At 45.1% G+C, this 15,661-nt stretch carries 16 protein-coding genes; 11 read left to right on the forward strand and 5 right to left on the reverse strand.

The genetic code is table 11. The annotated features are described in order from the left end of the window. Nucleotides 1-5: 5 nt before the first annotated feature. Both NST34_RS10125 and NST34_RS10130 read right to left on the reverse strand, forming a co-directional pair. On the reverse strand, nt 6-677 hold the full coding sequence (locus NST34_RS10125) for a zinc metallopeptidase (protein ID WP_042186846.1): 672 nt from the start codon (nt 675-677) through the stop codon (nt 6-8). Between the two features lie 35 nt (nt 678-712). Then, entirely contained in the window at nt 713-1,147 is a 435-nt protein-coding gene (locus tag NST34_RS10130) for a MerR family transcriptional regulator (RefSeq protein ID WP_042186848.1), read from the reverse strand. Between the two features lie 546 nt (nt 1,148-1,693). Here NST34_RS10130 and NST34_RS10135 point away from each other — a divergent pair. From NST34_RS10135 to NST34_RS10145, 3 genes are read left to right on the forward strand one after another with little or no spacing between them, the layout of a single operon-like run. Beyond that, complete coding sequence (locus tag NST34_RS10135; protein WP_042186849.1) at nt 1,694-3,088, forward strand: ammonium transporter; 1,395 nt, start codon at nt 1,694-1,696, stop codon at nt 3,086-3,088. 39 nt (nt 3,089-3,127) lie between these two features. Next, on the forward strand, nt 3,128-4,201 hold the full coding sequence (locus NST34_RS10140; protein ID WP_341129530.1) for a DUF294 nucleotidyltransferase-like domain-containing protein: 1,074 nt from the start codon (nt 3,128-3,130) through the stop codon (nt 4,199-4,201). Beyond that, on the forward strand, nt 4,198-4,947 hold the full coding sequence (locus NST34_RS10145) for an exonuclease domain-containing protein (protein ID WP_340968695.1): 750 nt from the start codon (nt 4,198-4,200) through the stop codon (nt 4,945-4,947). Before NST34_RS10140 ends, NST34_RS10145 begins: the two co-directional genes overlap by 4 nt. Here NST34_RS10145 and NST34_RS10150 read toward each other — a convergent pair. Beyond that, complete coding sequence (locus NST34_RS10150; RefSeq protein ID WP_076298540.1) at nt 4,929-5,405, reverse strand: Mov34/MPN/PAD-1 family protein; 477 nt, start codon at nt 5,403-5,405, stop codon at nt 4,929-4,931. The genes NST34_RS10145 and NST34_RS10150 overlap by 19 nt on opposite strands. A 150-nt stretch (nt 5,406-5,555) precedes the next feature. Between NST34_RS10150 and NST34_RS10155 the strand changes: the two genes are divergently transcribed. Continuing rightward, the gene (locus tag NST34_RS10155) at nt 5,556-6,119 is read left to right on the forward strand and encodes a TlpA family protein disulfide reductase (RefSeq protein WP_076283167.1); all 564 of its coding nucleotides are present in this window, start codon (nt 5,556-5,558) and stop codon (nt 6,117-6,119) included. A 96-nt stretch (nt 6,120-6,215) separates the two neighbouring features. Here the strand turns inward: NST34_RS10155 and cimA are convergent, their stop codons facing one another. Next, the gene (cimA, locus tag NST34_RS10160; protein WP_341127677.1) at nt 6,216-7,835 is read right to left on the reverse strand and encodes a citramalate synthase; all 1,620 of its coding nucleotides are present in this window, start codon (nt 7,833-7,835) and stop codon (nt 6,216-6,218) included. A gap of 179 nt (nt 7,836-8,014) precedes the next feature. On the opposite strand from cimA, the gene NST34_RS10165 reads away from it, so the two are divergent. From NST34_RS10165 to NST34_RS10175, 3 genes are all read left to right on the forward strand, one after another. After that, nucleotides 8,015-9,346: a DNA polymerase IV gene (locus tag NST34_RS10165; RefSeq protein ID WP_371915713.1), complete on the forward strand. Its 1,332-nt coding sequence runs from the start codon at nt 8,015-8,017 to the stop codon at nt 9,344-9,346. Between the two features lie 150 nt (nt 9,347-9,496). Next, nucleotides 9,497-9,739, forward strand: a complete 243-nt coding sequence (locus NST34_RS10170) for a ferredoxin (RefSeq protein WP_042186857.1) — start codon at nt 9,497-9,499, stop codon at nt 9,737-9,739. Nucleotides 9,740-9,873: 134 nt separating this feature from the next. After that, entirely contained in the window at nt 9,874-11,307 is a 1,434-nt protein-coding gene (locus NST34_RS10175; RefSeq protein WP_076298538.1) for a L,D-transpeptidase family protein, read from the forward strand. Here the strand turns inward: NST34_RS10175 and NST34_RS10180 are convergent. Continuing rightward, nucleotides 11,304-11,441, reverse strand: coding sequence for a hypothetical protein (locus NST34_RS10180; RefSeq protein ID WP_167348489.1), 138 nt, complete (start codon nt 11,439-11,441; stop codon nt 11,304-11,306). The genes NST34_RS10175 and NST34_RS10180 overlap by 4 nt on opposite strands. A 210-nt stretch (nt 11,442-11,651) precedes the next feature. Between NST34_RS10180 and NST34_RS10185 the strand changes: the two genes are divergently transcribed. From NST34_RS10185 to NST34_RS10200, 4 genes are all read left to right on the forward strand, one after another. Further along, nucleotides 11,652-12,746, forward strand: coding sequence for a quinone-dependent dihydroorotate dehydrogenase (locus NST34_RS10185; RefSeq protein WP_076298537.1), 1,095 nt, complete (start codon nt 11,652-11,654; stop codon nt 12,744-12,746). Nucleotides 12,747-12,776: 30 nt separating this feature from the next. Beyond that, nucleotides 12,777-13,589, forward strand: coding sequence for a GTP pyrophosphokinase (locus NST34_RS10190; protein ID WP_042126350.1), 813 nt, complete (start codon nt 12,777-12,779; stop codon nt 13,587-13,589). Next, on the forward strand, nt 13,579-14,031 hold the full coding sequence (locus tag NST34_RS10195; RefSeq protein ID WP_076283163.1) for a DUF309 domain-containing protein: 453 nt from the start codon (nt 13,579-13,581) through the stop codon (nt 14,029-14,031). The genes NST34_RS10190 and NST34_RS10195 overlap by 11 nt, the downstream gene beginning before the upstream one ends. Before the next feature lie 102 nt (nt 14,032-14,133). Next, complete coding sequence (locus tag NST34_RS10200; protein WP_341127678.1) at nt 14,134-15,660, forward strand: RsmB/NOP family class I SAM-dependent RNA methyltransferase; 1,527 nt, start codon at nt 14,134-14,136, stop codon at nt 15,658-15,660. Nucleotide 15,661 lies beyond the last annotated feature (1 nt).

Raw genomic sequence — 15,661 nt, forward strand, 5'->3', positions numbered from 1 at the left:
TTGTATTAGTCGCGGTTACCTAAAAAGACGGTAATCAAACGAAGCAGTTCGAGTAAGGAGACTAGCGCCGCGGCAACGTACGTTAATGCAGCTGCGTTTAGGACTTTGGCTACTCCGCGTTCCTCTTCGTTACGAATGTAGCCTTGCTCTACCATGACTTGACGTGCCCGGTTGCTGGCATTGAACTCAACTGGGAGTGTCACAAGCTGGAAGGCAACGGCGGCCGAGAAGAAAATGATACCAAGGCCTACAAGATTAAAGTAACCGAATATAAATCCTGCCATAAGCATGAATGGTGCTATACCTGATGCAAAATTAACTACTGGGAACATCCGGTGACGTAGTGTTAACATAGGATAACTTACTTTATGCTGAATGGCGTGACCCACTTCGTGACAAGCGACTGAGACTGCTGCGATAGAACTCTCATAATAAACAGGCTCTGATAAGCGTACAACTCTGTGGATCGGATCATAGTGGTCAGAAAGCGTACCTCTTACTGGCTCAATCGGAACATCGTGAAGTCCATTTGCGTCGAGCATGCGTCTAGCTGCTTCATATCCTGTCAGACCGTTTAAGTTGGCGACCTTGGACCATTTGCTGAATGTCCCTTTAACTCTGAACTGGGCCCATAATGAAAAAATAAAAGCGATAATTACTAATAGATACATTCCCATAGCTGCATTCCTCCACTGTATTGTAAATATGGTATTTACATTGGCGGTCCTTGCGTAAGCAATAGAAGCCGAATCGCCTCCATGCAGGCCACTCCTTGTGGGAGTAAGTTAGAGAGCGCGCGTCTGGCCTGTCCCGGCTTCAGACCGCTTATAATGGGTTCAAGTGCCTTTACTTCACGTTCTAGTCGTTGCATATGCTGCTCAAGCTCGACTAATTTATCGGATACGTCAGTTTCAGGAGTAGCCTCGCTCCATTTGCTCATCATGGATTTGATTTCTTCCAATGAATACTTGTCATGCTTTAATTGATTAATACGTTCTAAGTCGACCAAGGTTTCATGACTGTAAAGTCGGTAATTTTTGGTGCTTCTTGACTCTGGGGAGATTAACCCCAATTTCGTGTAATAATCAATGGTGCGCTCACTGATGTGAGCAGCCTTAGCTAATTCTCCAATTCGATATAGAATCATATCCCCATGCTACCTCGCCTCACTAATCGAATTCGACTGTCCATAAAGGATAGTCGTCTCCTATATTGGTGGTTTCTATTATGCTATCTGTAATGATAACAAACTGGAAACCATACAGTCAAACGTCATACTTTCATAAAGTATATGCATTAAAGAGAGGTTAATTCATGAAATGAAATGCGTTGTTTATATACAATACACTCAAACTCCATGTGATATCAAATTTGAAACGATTATGCTCATTAATAAATCCTAACTATAAACATTACATTTAATGTTATGTTTATTGGAGAATCAATAAGGATAATTCGGTAAAAAAGTAATATTAGAGCGGATCTTCACGTAGTTATTTCAATGAATTCATAGCTGTATGGGCCTAGAATACTGAGATAGTCCAAGTGTACTATGGAGAATTTGTGAGTTTAGTGAAAATAAAATAAAAACATTCCCAAAAATAGTCTTGTCAATTTACCTGACTTCTGATTATAATGACATTAAGAGTTTCACGCTTTGTTAGAAAATATAACATTGGGGAGTGGGGTAAAAATGAAAAAGAAATGGTTGATGATGTTACTGGCCATGATTACGCTGATGGTTTATCCGGTAAGTGCTTTTGCGGCGGACGGTCCAACAAATGCAGATTTGCAGGTCGGATTGGATACCGCGTTTACCTTCCTGGCATTCATCTTAGTTTTCTTTATGCAAGCAGGGTTCGCGATGCTTGAAGCAGGATCAGTTCGAATGAAGAATGCAGGTCACGTAGCCGGTAAGACGGTGCTGACACTAGCCATTGCGAGTGTATGTTTCTGGGCCGTTGGCTTTGGACTTGGCTTCGGTAACGGTAACGGCTTCTTCGGTACTACAGGCTTCTTGTATGGCGGAGATTCAACAGCATCTTCATTTGAATCACTTGCATTTTCTGATGTTACTTTAAATGTTAAATTCTTGTTCCAAATGGCGTTTGCAGCAGTTTCCTTAGCTATCGTATCTGGAGGCATGGCAGAACGTGCAAAGATCAGTGTGTACATTATATTCGGAATTTTATTCTCAATTGTAATTTATCCTGTCGTAGCACACTGGGTATGGGGCGGCGGCTGGTTGGCTGAGCTGGGAATGCAAGATTATGCAGGTTCTACGGTTGTCCATCTTACAGGTGCCACTGCAGCGGTAGTAGCAACCATATTGCTTAAGCCACGACTTGGTAAGTTTAATAAAGAAGGTAAACCTGTTATTATTCCAGGTCATAACCAAGTATTTACTGTACTCGGTGTGATTATCCTCTGGTTTGGTTGGTTCGGATTCAATCCAGGTAGTGCTTTGTCCCCAATGGGAGGTTTCTTCGGTCACGTAGCATTAACCACGAATATCGCAGCAGCAGCAGGCGGTTTGGCGGCATTAATTGCTTCTTGGTTGTATTTTGGTAAATCTGATATTCCAGCAATGCTGAATGGTGTTCTAGCTGCATTGGTTGCGATCACTGGTGCATGTGCTTACGTTGAACCATGGGCAGCAATCATTATTGGTTTAGTAGCGGGTGCGTTCACATTCATGACTTCCCAATGGCTGGAACGTGCAGGACTTGATGATCCAATCTATGCTTTCTCGGTACACGGTATTGCGGGAATGTGGGGCGCGGTTTCCACGGGTCTATTCGCTGCACCGGATCTTATTACTAAAGGTGCTTTGGTAGGGGAAGCCGGATTGTTCTACGGTGGAGGTTTCCACCAACTGGGTGTTCAAGTGCTTGGGGTAGTAGGAACATTTGCTTTCGTAGCCGTGCTTTCATTCATTATCTTATATGTAATGAAGGTAACAACAGGACTTCGTGTTACGGAAGAAGAAGAATTGATGGGTCTGGATATAAGTGAGCATGGTACTTACGGATACCCTGAACAAATGAAATTAATTGCAGAATCGGAATCCAAAACCCTTAAACAATAATATGAATCCTCAGATAGGGAGGCGGACCGTGTGGCTTCGATGGAGTTAACAGACGGGTATGATGAAGAAAGCTTTAGTACCATCGTTTTAGCCGGTTCGCCACAGGAACTTAGGGAGAGGCGAATTGCCTGCCAAAGTATTCTACTGGAACAGTTGAATGTAATTCCGATTGAGGAATGGATGTTTCGTGTGAATACAATGCATGATCTTATTGCAGAGACTGCAGTACTAATATGTGAGGCGCAGATGAAAGAGGCGGGCTATGGCCCGCCTCCCTGTGCTTATTCATTTATTGTGTTTGGCAGTAGTGGAAGGCAAGAAGCTACACTGTGGAGCGATCAGGATAATGGTTTGATCGTTGAGGGTGAACCGGATGGGGAGAAGAATAGATACTTTGAGTTTTTTGGAATGATGTTATCCGATCTGCTTGAAGAAGTGGGATATGAGAAATGTGCAGGCAAGGTAATGTGCTCCCAAGGGATGTGGAGGAAGACGTTATCGGAATGGAAGGAGCAGCTGAAGGAATGGAGAACCCAGTTGGAATGGGAGCCAATTCGGTATCTTATCATTTCTTCAGATATGCGTCATGTTGCGGGAAGTACGGAGTTATCAGCATTGTGGCAAGAGGCATTCTATGAGGGTTTTATTGACAATGAGGAGTTGTCTGTGGCTGTTCTTCGCAATACAGTCCGCCATAAAGCGACTTTAAATCTGCTGGGACAGGTGTTAACAGAGCGCTTTGGGGATTATGCAGGTGGATTTGACATTAAGTATGGAGTCTATATCCCGGTAGTGAACATTGTTAGACGCTTATCGTTATTGCATCATATTAGAGCTAGCTCGACCTTAGAGCGAATTGAAGAGCTTGAAAGACTTCACAAATATCAACATCTGGATGATATTCGGCGAGCTTTCTTATTGGCGATGCGGATGCGAGTGAACACGCCATTTAGTGTCCAGAATGGCTTGTTAATCAGCAGTGATTATATTGCTGAGAGTGAACTGAAGAATAAGCAGCTGTTGTCTGAGCTGCGTGAAAGTCTGCTGCTTGTTAGACGCCTTCATCGGGCGTTGCAGCGTCAGCTCCGCTCAGCGGAAAGGTGGCGAACATGAGGGAGCCAAGCAAGAATGGAGGATTCTGGAACAACCTGAGACAAGGTGGAATGCCGTCGGCAATCGCTTCGATGAGAGGGGGAGAAACTGCTCATCAGACTGCGCAGCAAATGGCCTACATCCGATCTCTCATGCGTGAGAAGCGTCGTCCTGAGGTGCTGCGTACTCCGCTGTCTGAACTGGAGACGGTTATATTTGATTTAGAGACGACGGGATTTTCTCATCAGCATGGAGATGAAATTATGTCGTTTGGTGCAATTAAGGTTGTTGGAGAGGAAATTAAGGAAGATGAATGCTTTTACACCTTGGTGAATTGTCAGACGGCAATTCCAGAAGATATTACGAGGTTAACAGGGATAACGGAAGAAATGACACAATCCGCCCCATCCTTAATTGATGGCCTTCATAATTTCATGTCCTTTGTGGGGCAAAATGTGCTAGTGGCACATGCAAGCTCGCATGATAAAGCTTTTCTCAATGCCGCGCTATGGAGAACTTCTAAAGTTCAGCTTACACACCGGGTGCTGGACACGATGATGCTTGCACGTTGGCTCGAGCCGCAGCGAAATAACTATACACTCGATGAACTGTTATTTGTCCATGAAATTCCGATTCATGGACGTCACAATGCATTAGAGGATGCCAAAATGACAGCCCGGCTGTGGGTGGCTTATCTTCGCGAAATTTCGGAGCGGGGCCAAGTAGATACCTTAGGCGATTTATATGCTTATTTAAGTAGAACGTGAAGCGGGGCATGAGAGAGTTCAGGGAAAGCTGTTCCTTGTTCATTTGAATACCGCTCAATATAAAATCCATTCAGAAATGGAGAGCAGCCATCTTCAGTTCTGGGAGAACCAATAAGGTAGACCTTAAATTCAGGTCCAAGTGCTGTTAATCCTTTATAATCGGCAACCGAAGGTATAGGTTCTGAATTTGGGTGGGAATGAAATAAACCGATGAGTGTCGGCTCATTGTAAAGAACATGAATCCACTCTTCAGGGTGGGGAGTAAATGTGTGCAGCGGGTCTGGCGCTACGTTGCGCATAGGTACGTAAGTATCGATGAGCATGCCACCCGCTGCGGCAGCACCCAGCAGGACTCCGCATGCTTCATGCGGGTAACTGGACAGCAAGTGCTTCCCCAGCGCTTGCTGTACGGAATATTTCAGTCTTATAGGCTGGACATTTCCCTGTAATGCTGCCATTTGTTCACCCCTCTCTCTTCATTAGGGTTTCGTCGCTGACGATACCCTCTTTTTATTTTTCTTTTTGTCTAAAAAATGGATGGTTTGAAATTGAAGTTAATGAGGGTACAATAGTAGAAAACTATTCCATTCGAAAAGGAACAGATCCCTATGAAAGCAGTAAATAAATTGAATATCACGATAGTGATTCTTATTGTATGTGTAGCTGTGTTTGCGGTGTGGCATAATCGTGAGCCGAAGGCTACCGCTGTTTTTGGACAACAAGATGAGCCGCCAATGAAAATAGGACCTAAGGCTGGACTGCTCGCTCCCTCATTTTCACTCCAAGGAACGGATGGGACGACATATGTAGTTGACGGACCACGAGAGAAGGCAGTCCTCGTTAATTTCTGGGCTTCATGGTGTGATCCCTGCAAGGAGGAAGCTCCGGAGCTTAACACCATGGCCACTAAGTATAAGGATGTTCTAGATATTTACGGTATTAATGTGAGTAGTCAGGATTATAAACCCAATGCGGAACGTTTTATTAAGAAATACGGTCTTGTGTTCCCGGTTATGTTTGATGTGAAAGATGAGGTGTACAGCAAATATAACGGGGCAGTATTTCCTACCAACGTGCTTATTGACAAGAATGGAGTGATCTCAGAGATTATTCTGGGCATTCTTAGTCCGGAAGAGCTGGAGAAAAAAATTATCAAGCTTACCGAATCATAAAGGATCTACACCAAAGAATTATAAAAGGCCCCCTTCATTACAGTTAAACTGTTGAAGGGGGTTCTTCGTCATATGAATGCTTATGAAAGGTATGAATTAATGATTTACCAGGCCTCTAGGTTCAGTACTTCCAGACTGTTTATTTTCCAGCGAGAGTTGATTCAGAAGTGCGTAGCGCATACTGTCAACAAGCGCTTCCCAGCTGGCTTCAATAACGTTACTGGAGACGCCTACCGTACTCCAAGTGTCTGTGAAGTTCTTGGATTCAATCAATACCCGTACTTTCGCAGCAGTCTGATCCTGTTCATCTATAACACGGACTTTATAGTCGGATAGATGCATTTCCTTCAATTGCGGGAAGTAGGTCTGCAGCGCTTTACGAAGAGCGTTGTCGAGTGCATTGACCGGACCGTTACCTTCAGCAGCGGTATAAAGGTTCTCATTGCCAACCTTCAGTTTAACGAAGGCTTCAGATACAACTGGATGCTCTGCGGTTTTTTCGACTAACATCTTGAAGGATTCAAAGGTAAAGGTTTCGTTCATCTCGCCAGTAGCTTCCCGAAGCAATAGCTCCAGCGAGGCATCGGCACCTTCGAATTGATACCCCTGATGTTCCATCGTTTTGATCTTCTCGATCACCCGGCGAGCTTGCTCACTGCTTGGATCCAAATTCAAACCCATATCTTGCGCCTTGGAGAGCACATTGCTCTGTCCAGCCAGTTCAGAGACCAGCACACGTTGTTTATTCCCGACAAGCTCAGGAGCGATGTGCTCATAGGTCCGTGAATCACGCATGATGGCGGAGACATGGATTCCACCTTTGTGAGCGAAAGCTGCATTTCCGACATAAGGTTGATTTACCGGCAGATTAACATTGGCAACTTCACTAATATAGCGTGCTGTGTTCGTAAGCTGCGGTAAAGAATCACCAGGAATACAGTGGTATCCCATTTTGAGCTGAAGGGTAGGGATGATGGAACATAGGTTGGCATTGCCGCATCGTTCACCGTAACCATTAATGGTACCTTGAACTTGCCGTGCTCCAGCACCAATGGCGCTAAGTGTATTAGCTACCGCCAGCTCACAGTCATTGTGAGTGTGAATTCCGAGATTTGCTCCAGGTAGCTGTCCAGCCAGAGTGGCAACAATCTCATGAATTTCAAAAGGCAATGTTCCACCGTTGGTATCGCACATTACAAGCCAATCTGCTCCGGCTTCCCGGGCTTTGGACAGAACGGCTGCTGCATATTCAGGATTGTTCTTGTATCCATCAAAGAAATGCTCGGCATCAAAAATCACTTCAAGGCCTTTGCGTTTCAAGTAGGATATGGAGTCGCCAATCATGGCGAGATTCTCCTCAAGCGTAGTCTGTAATGCAGTGTGTACATGAAAATCCCAAGACTTTCCGACGAGTGTAGCAGCAGGAACTCCTGCATCAATCATACGTTTTAAATTGTCATCGTTTTCGGCCAAGGAATTCTTCCGCCGTGTGCTGCCGAACGCTGTGATTTTGGCGTTCAGATGAAGCTCCTTGACTCTTTTAAAAAATTCAATGTCTTTATTGTTGCTTCCCGGGATGCCACCTTCAATATAGTGCACACCCAGATCATCGAGCTTCTTGGCAATCTTCAGCTTGTCGTCAGCCGACAGACTGATGCCTTCACCTTGGGTGCCGTCGCGTAATGTAGTATCGAAGATGGAGATGGACTTAGACATGAGTGTCCTCCTAAAAGTTTTGTAAGCTTCGTCTTCCGGATTCACTTCGTGCAAAACTCACATCGGAAGCATTGGCAAGGGAAATGAATTTATACATTATAGCATTTTTACGCGGGAATGTAACAAAGAACTTTACAGCCTCTTAAGTTGACCTAACCGCAGCGGAGAGGTATTCTAAATTGGACAATAGAGACCCTGAGGATAAGAAGGTAGATATTGTGCAGAATGTTGATCAGTATTATCCAACGAGTGGCAGGGTTATCCTGCATGTGGATATGAATGCTTTTTATTGCTCGGTACATGAGGCAGAGGATCCTGACCAATTCAGAGGTAAGGCTACTGCGGTTGCGGGTAGCGTTGAATTACGGAAAGGGATTATTGTTACTTGTTCGTATGTCGCCCGCAGATTGGGGATCTCGACGGGTATGCAGGTTCAGAAGGCGCTTCGTATTTGTCCATCGCTTATCGTTATTAAGCCGGACTTCCATTTATACCGCAAATATTCTAATGCGTTTATGCAGATTGCTTATAGCTATACACCATTACTGGAAGCAGTATCGATAGATGAATGTTACTTAGATATAACTGGCTCTCGACAATTCGGTACGCCTATGGAAATTGCGGAAACTATTCAGCGCCGTATAATGGAAGAATTGGGCTTGCCATGCTCCATTGGTATTGCTCCAAATAAGCTCCTGGCGAAGATGGCTTCGGATTTAAAAAAGCCAAATGGTATTTCGGTGCTGCGACTGCGGGATGTACCTAAGATTTTATGGGATAAGCCATGTAATGAAATGTTCGGTATCGGTGGAAAAACGGCAGAGAAGCTCCGTAAGCTGGGAATTTACAGCATTGGTCAATTAGCGGCGTCTGATGAAAAAATGCTGGTTGAGAATTTTGGAGTTATGGGCTCATGGCTAAAGCGTGCAGGGAACGGCATCGATCATGGGATAGTAAATCCTGAGCGAGAGCAAAGTAAGTCGATCGGACACACCACTACACTGCCGCGGGATGTTATTGGCCTTGCTGAGGTACGCCCCATTTTGCTGAATCTAAGTGATCAGGTAGCGCGGCGCTTGCGAAAGCAAGGGCTTGTGGCTTCAGGTGTGCAGCTTACCATTCGGACACCGGATATGAAGACCATTACACGTTCGCGGCAGCTTGAGGCGCCTTCAGAGAGTGGAGAAGATATCTACAAGTCTGTCTGTGATCTTTATGTTCGACATTGGAATGGTGAGAAGCCCGTTCGACTGCTTGGTGTGACCTTGCAAGGATTGATCGCTAAAGAGGATTCTGCAATTCAGCTGGATTTGTTCGATTACGAACAGCAGCCTAAGAAAGAGTCACTGACCAAGGCCATGGATATGCTTCGCAATAAGTTTGGTGAAAATGCAGTTTTGACCGCTGGGATGTTAAGTGACACCCATTCTGCAAGGCTCCGTAATCATAAGGAACGAGGCACCTCACTGCAAAAGGATAATCTGTTGTCTGTTGAGTCAGATAAAGATTGATAAAACGTGTCGAAATTGATACTATAGAATGCGTCAGAAATGCAAACGTATTGAAAATCAATTGAAATTGTATTCTTTTTATATTAATATGAGAAAAATAAGACGCTGGTTCAACAGCGCAGCATTGCTTAACGGGAGGCAGAGAAAAAAATGGCTAAGTACACTTGGGTCGAAAAAGACACTTGTATCGCTTGTGGTGCATGTGGCGCAACGGCTCCTGATATTTTTGATTACGATGATGAAGGTTTGGCAGAAGTTATTTACGAAAATGACAGAAACTGCGGTGTGACAGCGATTCCGGACGATTTGTTTGATGATCTCCAAGATTCCTGTGATGGTTGCCCAACCGACTCCATTAAAATTGCGGACGAACCTTTTAACAAAGAAGGTTAATTACTCGATAAAGAGTAACGTGCGACACCAGATAAAGACATCTTCTGCGAACATTTTGTTCGGTTAGGGATGTCTTTTTTGCTGTGTCTGACCGATATTAATAAAGTAGGAATTATAAACTCTCGGAGGTTCCGATGAAGAACTCACAGCACCTCAAAGCATATGTACAGATGCACCCTGATAACAAAATGGCATGGTACTTGCTGGGGAAGGAATACTATAAGAACGGTCAACATGGAAAAGCTAATTATTGCTTCAATCAGGCTGGTGAAGTGTATGAGGCTTTCGAGCATAGTAAAGTACCTGCTGAAATGCTGCGCGAATACGAAGATGGATTGCTGCAAGCGAGTCGCCAGCGTGAGCGCGGCCAACAAAGATTGAGATACATATCACTGGCGCTAATGCTTCTTATACTGTTAATGGTACCTTCAGCAGTGGCTCCGGGTATTGGTGTTACTGAAGAACAAGAAGTCCTTCAAGACACGGCAGCTCCAGAAGTCAAAGATCTGCCAGATCCAAAAGACTCCGTCCAAGAGCCAGTTATTGAGGCGAAAAAAGTGATGTATACAGCGCAAGAAAATGCAACTGAGGCTTCGCAAGGAAAGTTAATGGCGAAAATGCTAATGCGTAAAGAACCTTTTGAAGCTGCTGCGTTAGGGATGGAGCGAGAGGGGAAATGGCTGCTCTGGAAAGAAAAGCTTCCGCTAAATTTCACACTGCAAAAGAATGGAAAGGGACGGCTGGTATATCAGTCTTACGATCCTAAGGAATGTGCATGTGAACCGCCAGAGCAAGGGCAACTCGCCAAGGATGGAGCAGAATGGCAGGGTGACCAAGAGGAGCTTGCCACACTATGGAGTGCAATTCGGGCTTATCAAGATGCTAAAGGGAAGCTTCCAGATACATTAGCGGATTTGACGGGATCTTTTCCTGAGAACTGGATAGGTGGGACGACAACCGTCATGAAGCGGGAATTCAGCCCTCTTAAAGCGGTGGCTAAGAACAAGATGGCACCGGGAACAGAAGACATAGCGGAGCCTTCAAGCTCATCTAACGATGGTGTGAGGACTATACCGACAGCATTAAGTGTGAGTGGAAGTGTTGCGAGTGACGTTCCTTTTTTTGATCAGCCGCTGAGGGTCGTTGTGGATAAACAAAATCATCGGTTGGCGTTAGTCAGCGGTTCTATTATTCTACGAAATTATGCGGTAGGACTTGGTGGAGATAAAACACCAGAGGGGAATTTCGTGATTACAGATAAAGTCGTCAATCCAAATGGTCGAGATGATGGGGATTTCGGCAGCAGAGGGCTTCAGCTTTCGGACAGTAATTATGCTATTCATGGTACGAATGAGCCTGACAGTGTTGGTAAGGATGAATCCCTTGGATGTATTCGAATGGGCCGAGAAGATGTGGAGGAGCTCTTCGCGCTGATTCCTAAAGGTACAACAGTAGTGATTAGTAAAGGGGTTCTGCCTGAAAAGCAGCTTGTGCCGGCTAAACGCTTCAGCTCTACTGCTAAGCATGATCAGACCAACCCCCACAAAGTATACCACTGGCTGAATTAGTTTCCTGCAACGATAAACAGAACGATGATTAGAAGAATTAGTAAAGTTAAACTGACGCCAATCCACATTAGCGCTTTACGGTTAACTTCTTCTTTCTTTTGCTGCAAAGTTGGTGGTTTACGTTTAGTAGACATACTGGGATACCTTCTTTCTCTCTTAATCGCTGATTACACCTATATTGTAATGCGTTTACAACAAAATTACTATACTCTGCGTTATGTACTCAATATACTCGCACTGTAAAATACTTTTCTTTTGTTCAAGAAAAGGCTAAAATTAAGAAGAAACCTACAGAAACGGGTAGACACGTGGATTAGTGAAGTACCCCTTAAGGAGCGAGAACGGTGTTGTATCGTAATTTTGGTAAACCAATTTTTTTCAAGATTGATCCCGAGAAGGCTCACCATCTCGTCATAGGTGGATTGGATAAATCGTCATCAGTGCCAGGTGGAAGCGCGGCGCTACGTTTAATGTACGGAGTTCCTGAAACGGCGGATTTAGCGGTTGATCTGTTTGGCACGCATTTCCCGACGCCAGTTGGACTTGCTGCAGGTTTAGATAAAAATGCCGATGCGGTAGTCGGATTCTCTTCGATCGGGTTTGGATTTATGGAAGTGGGCACGGTTACCCCTAAGGGTCAACCAGGTAATGATAGCCCTCGTTTGTTCCGTCTTCCTTCGGATGAAGCGCTGATTAATCGAATGGGCTTCAATAATGAAGGGGCTGATGCTATGGCACAGCGTCTGAAGAAAATAAAGAATCGGAGAATTCCTATAGCAGTTAATATTGGCCGGAATAAGATAACTAGTAATGAAGCGGCTCATGAAGACTATCGTCAGTGCATCCGTACGCTTTATCCGTACGGTGATTTTTTTGTGGTCAATATTAGCTCGCCGAATACACCTGGTCTTCGCAATCTCCAGCATGGCAGTGAATTATCGTTCCTGCTGGCTCAAGTGAAGGAAGAAATGGAGATTCAGCGTAAAGCGACCGGGATTACCAAAAGCTTGTTGGTTAAGATAGCACCAGACGTAAGTGATGAAGAGCTGGAGTTTATGGTTCAGACACTGACAGAAGCTGGTATGGATGGTATTATTGCTACGAATACTACATTGAACCGTGATGGACTTAGTCATGAAAAGGCTAATGAGACGGGGGGCTTAAGCGGCAAACCGCTGCGGGACCGCTCAACGGAGATCATTCGCAGTATTTATCGCCAGACGGAAGGAAAGATGCCGATCATAGGATCAGGCGGCATTTTCACCAGTCAGGATGCGTATGACAAGATAAGAGCAGGTGCGAGTCTGGTCGAAATTTATACAGCTCTCATCTACGAAGGACCGGAGGTTAACCGCAAATTGCATGCCGGATTACGGCAGCTATTACGGCGGGATGGATTCAGTCATATCTCTGAAGCAGTGGGCGCTGATCATCACTGAAGGAGACGAAAGGACAGGAGGACGAAGGCGATGGACGGCAGGGACTGGGGAACTTTTTTGCTTCCATATGAACAGACTGTGGAAGAATTGAAAGTTAAATTCAAAACAATGCGTTCGGAGTTGAAGAAAAGAGAGGAATACACGCCGATAGAATTCGTAACGGGGCGTGTAAAGCGGCTGTCAAGCATTCTGGAAAAGGCTAAACGGCTGAATGTGAAGATGGAAGATCTGGAGACGGGGATTGAAGACATTGCAGGAATTCGGATCATGTGCCAATTCGTGGAGGATATCCGCAGAGTGGCCGAATATATCCGGGCCCGTAAGGATCTTGAAGTACTCTATGAGAAGGATTACATCACTAATTATAAAGAGAGCGGCTACCGCAGCTTCCATATGATTATTAAATATCCTGTGCAAACAGCGCTTGGCCAGAAAATTGTGCTCGCGGAGATCCAAATTCGTACGCTAGCTATGAATTTCTGGGCTACCATAGAGCATTCCCTGAACTATAAATATCGGGAGAGTCTACCCGATGAAATGCGTGTTCGACTAAAGACGGCAGCTGAAGCAGCATCGATCCTCGACAGTGAAATGTCCAGTATTCGGGAAGAGATTCTGGAAGCACAGAAGACATTCGAGGAAAACTCGAATATGACCACTCAGATTCTCAAGGCCATTCATCAATTGTATTTCTATCACTTGGTGAATGAGGCTATAGATACGCAGGCTCGCTTTAACGAAATATGGCAGGTTCAGGATATGGAAGCGATGAAGGAACTTCTAGATCATGTGCGGGGACTTCTTTCCGCAGCTAAAAAGGATAGTTTGCCGGATGGCTTATGAACCATTGTACTTGGAATACCTAGTGTACTTTAATCGTGACAGGGATTATTTCGAATGTCACGAGGTACTCGAAGAACTGTGGCTTGCCCAGGAACGAAATCCTTTGTACAAAGCACTTCTCCAAGTAGCGGTAGGGTTATACCATTTTCGCAATCAGAATGTGCGCGGTGCAGCTATTATGCTGAGTGGTGCTTCTGCCAAACTGGAGGAATATCCAGCAGCGACACTCGGCATTAATCTGGCGAAACTCGTGGAGGAAGTGAAAGATTATGTTCGGCGCTTAGCATCATATGATGAGCGGCCATTTTCTTATTACGATCTGACCATAGAGATTGTTGATCCGAGTCTAGCGGACCAAGTGGAGAATGCAGCTGTAGCTATCACACCGAATAACCCTCAACGACGTGGTCCTCAGAGACCGACATCCTTTCATCGTAAGTAAAAGATCCTCTATATATGAGTATTGTATAAGGGACACCCGTAGGGGTGTTCCTTGAATCTTTAAACACCTAAATTTTTGCAATACTATCAGGAGGACGGCATCATGGCGGCACAATTGCCCAGTTCTTTCAGCGAGCGTATGATGGACATGCTGGGAACAGATTATAATCAATTTGCGGATTCTTATAAGGAAACCCCATACGGAGGCGTCCGTGTTAACACCTTGAAGATTTCCGTGGAGAGCTTAAAGGCTCTTTCTACTTTAGGACTGGAACCCATTCCTTGGTGTCCGACAGGATTTTATACAGAGAATGGGGCTAGACCTGGTAAACATCCTCACTACCACGCAGGTTTGTATTACATTCAAGAGCCGAGTGCGATGGCACCTGTGGAATTGCTTAATATTGAACCAGGTGATCGTGTACTTGATTTATGTGCCGCCCCTGGGGGGAAATCTACGCAGATTTCAGCCAAGCTGTTAGGTGAAGGATTGCTGGTTAGTAATGATCTTCATCCAGAACGGACTAAAGCTCTAGCTAAAAATCTGGAGCTGTATGGGGTTCGTAATGGTATTGTTTTGAACGAAAGTCCAGATCATATCGCGGCTGCATTCCCGCTTTTTTTTGACAAGATCTTGATTGATGCTCCCTGCTCTGGTGAAGGGATGTTCCGTAAAGATGAAGACATGGTGAAGCAGTGGGATTCAGGTACACCTGCCAAATATGCTTCCATGCAGCGGGATATTTTACGTTCTGCTGCAACAGCATTGGCACCGGGAGGTACACTTGTCTATTCCACCTGTACCTTTGCTACAGAAGAAAATGAGGAAATTATAGCGGAGTTTATTTCTGAACATCCACAGTTCTCAGTGGTAGCGGTAGGAGGTACAGGCTCATTCGCTCCTGGCTTCGGAGAACTCTCAGGTACAGCAAGACTGTGGCCGCATAAGGTGAAAGGCGAAGGACATTTCATGGCTGTATTGCAACATGGGGGAACTAAGCGCTCAATGGAGGAACGTGATCACTTAGAGGTCAAGTTAAACGAATCTGCAAGAGCAAGAACTACTACTCCAAAAAGTGCAGCACACGTTAAATCATCCAATAAATCAGAAGGAAGACGGGGGAAAGAAGGGAAACCCTCTCACAAACCTACTGGTGGCGCTGACCGTGGTCGGCAAGTTTCAGGTGACGAGCAAGCTTTGACTGCGTATGGAAATTTTGTGCGAGATCAGCTTGGTTGGGAACCGCAAGGATATCCGGTTCTGTTCGGTGACCATCTGTACATTTCTCCACTTCCTAAGGAAAGACTAAATGGATTAAAGACGATCCGCCCGGGATGGTATGTAGGACAAATCCGTAACGGAAGATTTATTCCAGGGCATCCAATGGCTACAGCTTTGCATCCGGAAGAAAGCTGCCGGAGTGTCTCACTCTCCAGTACGAATAATGAAGCTATTTCCTATCTTAAAGGAGAGACGTTGTCGATTTCTCAAGAACGTCTCTCTATTAGAATAGGAAGTGCCCAAAAGGGATACGTTCTGGTCTGCATTGATGGCTACAGCGCAGGCTGGGGTAAGTGGCAGGATGGCATACTCAAGAACGAATATCCCGCAGGCTGGAGGTGGATGTAGC

The organism is Paenibacillus sp. FSL H7-0714 (genome assembly GCF_038003765.1).
In the GTDB taxonomy this organism is placed as follows: Bacteria; Bacillota; Bacilli; order Paenibacillales; family Paenibacillaceae; genus Paenibacillus_AQ.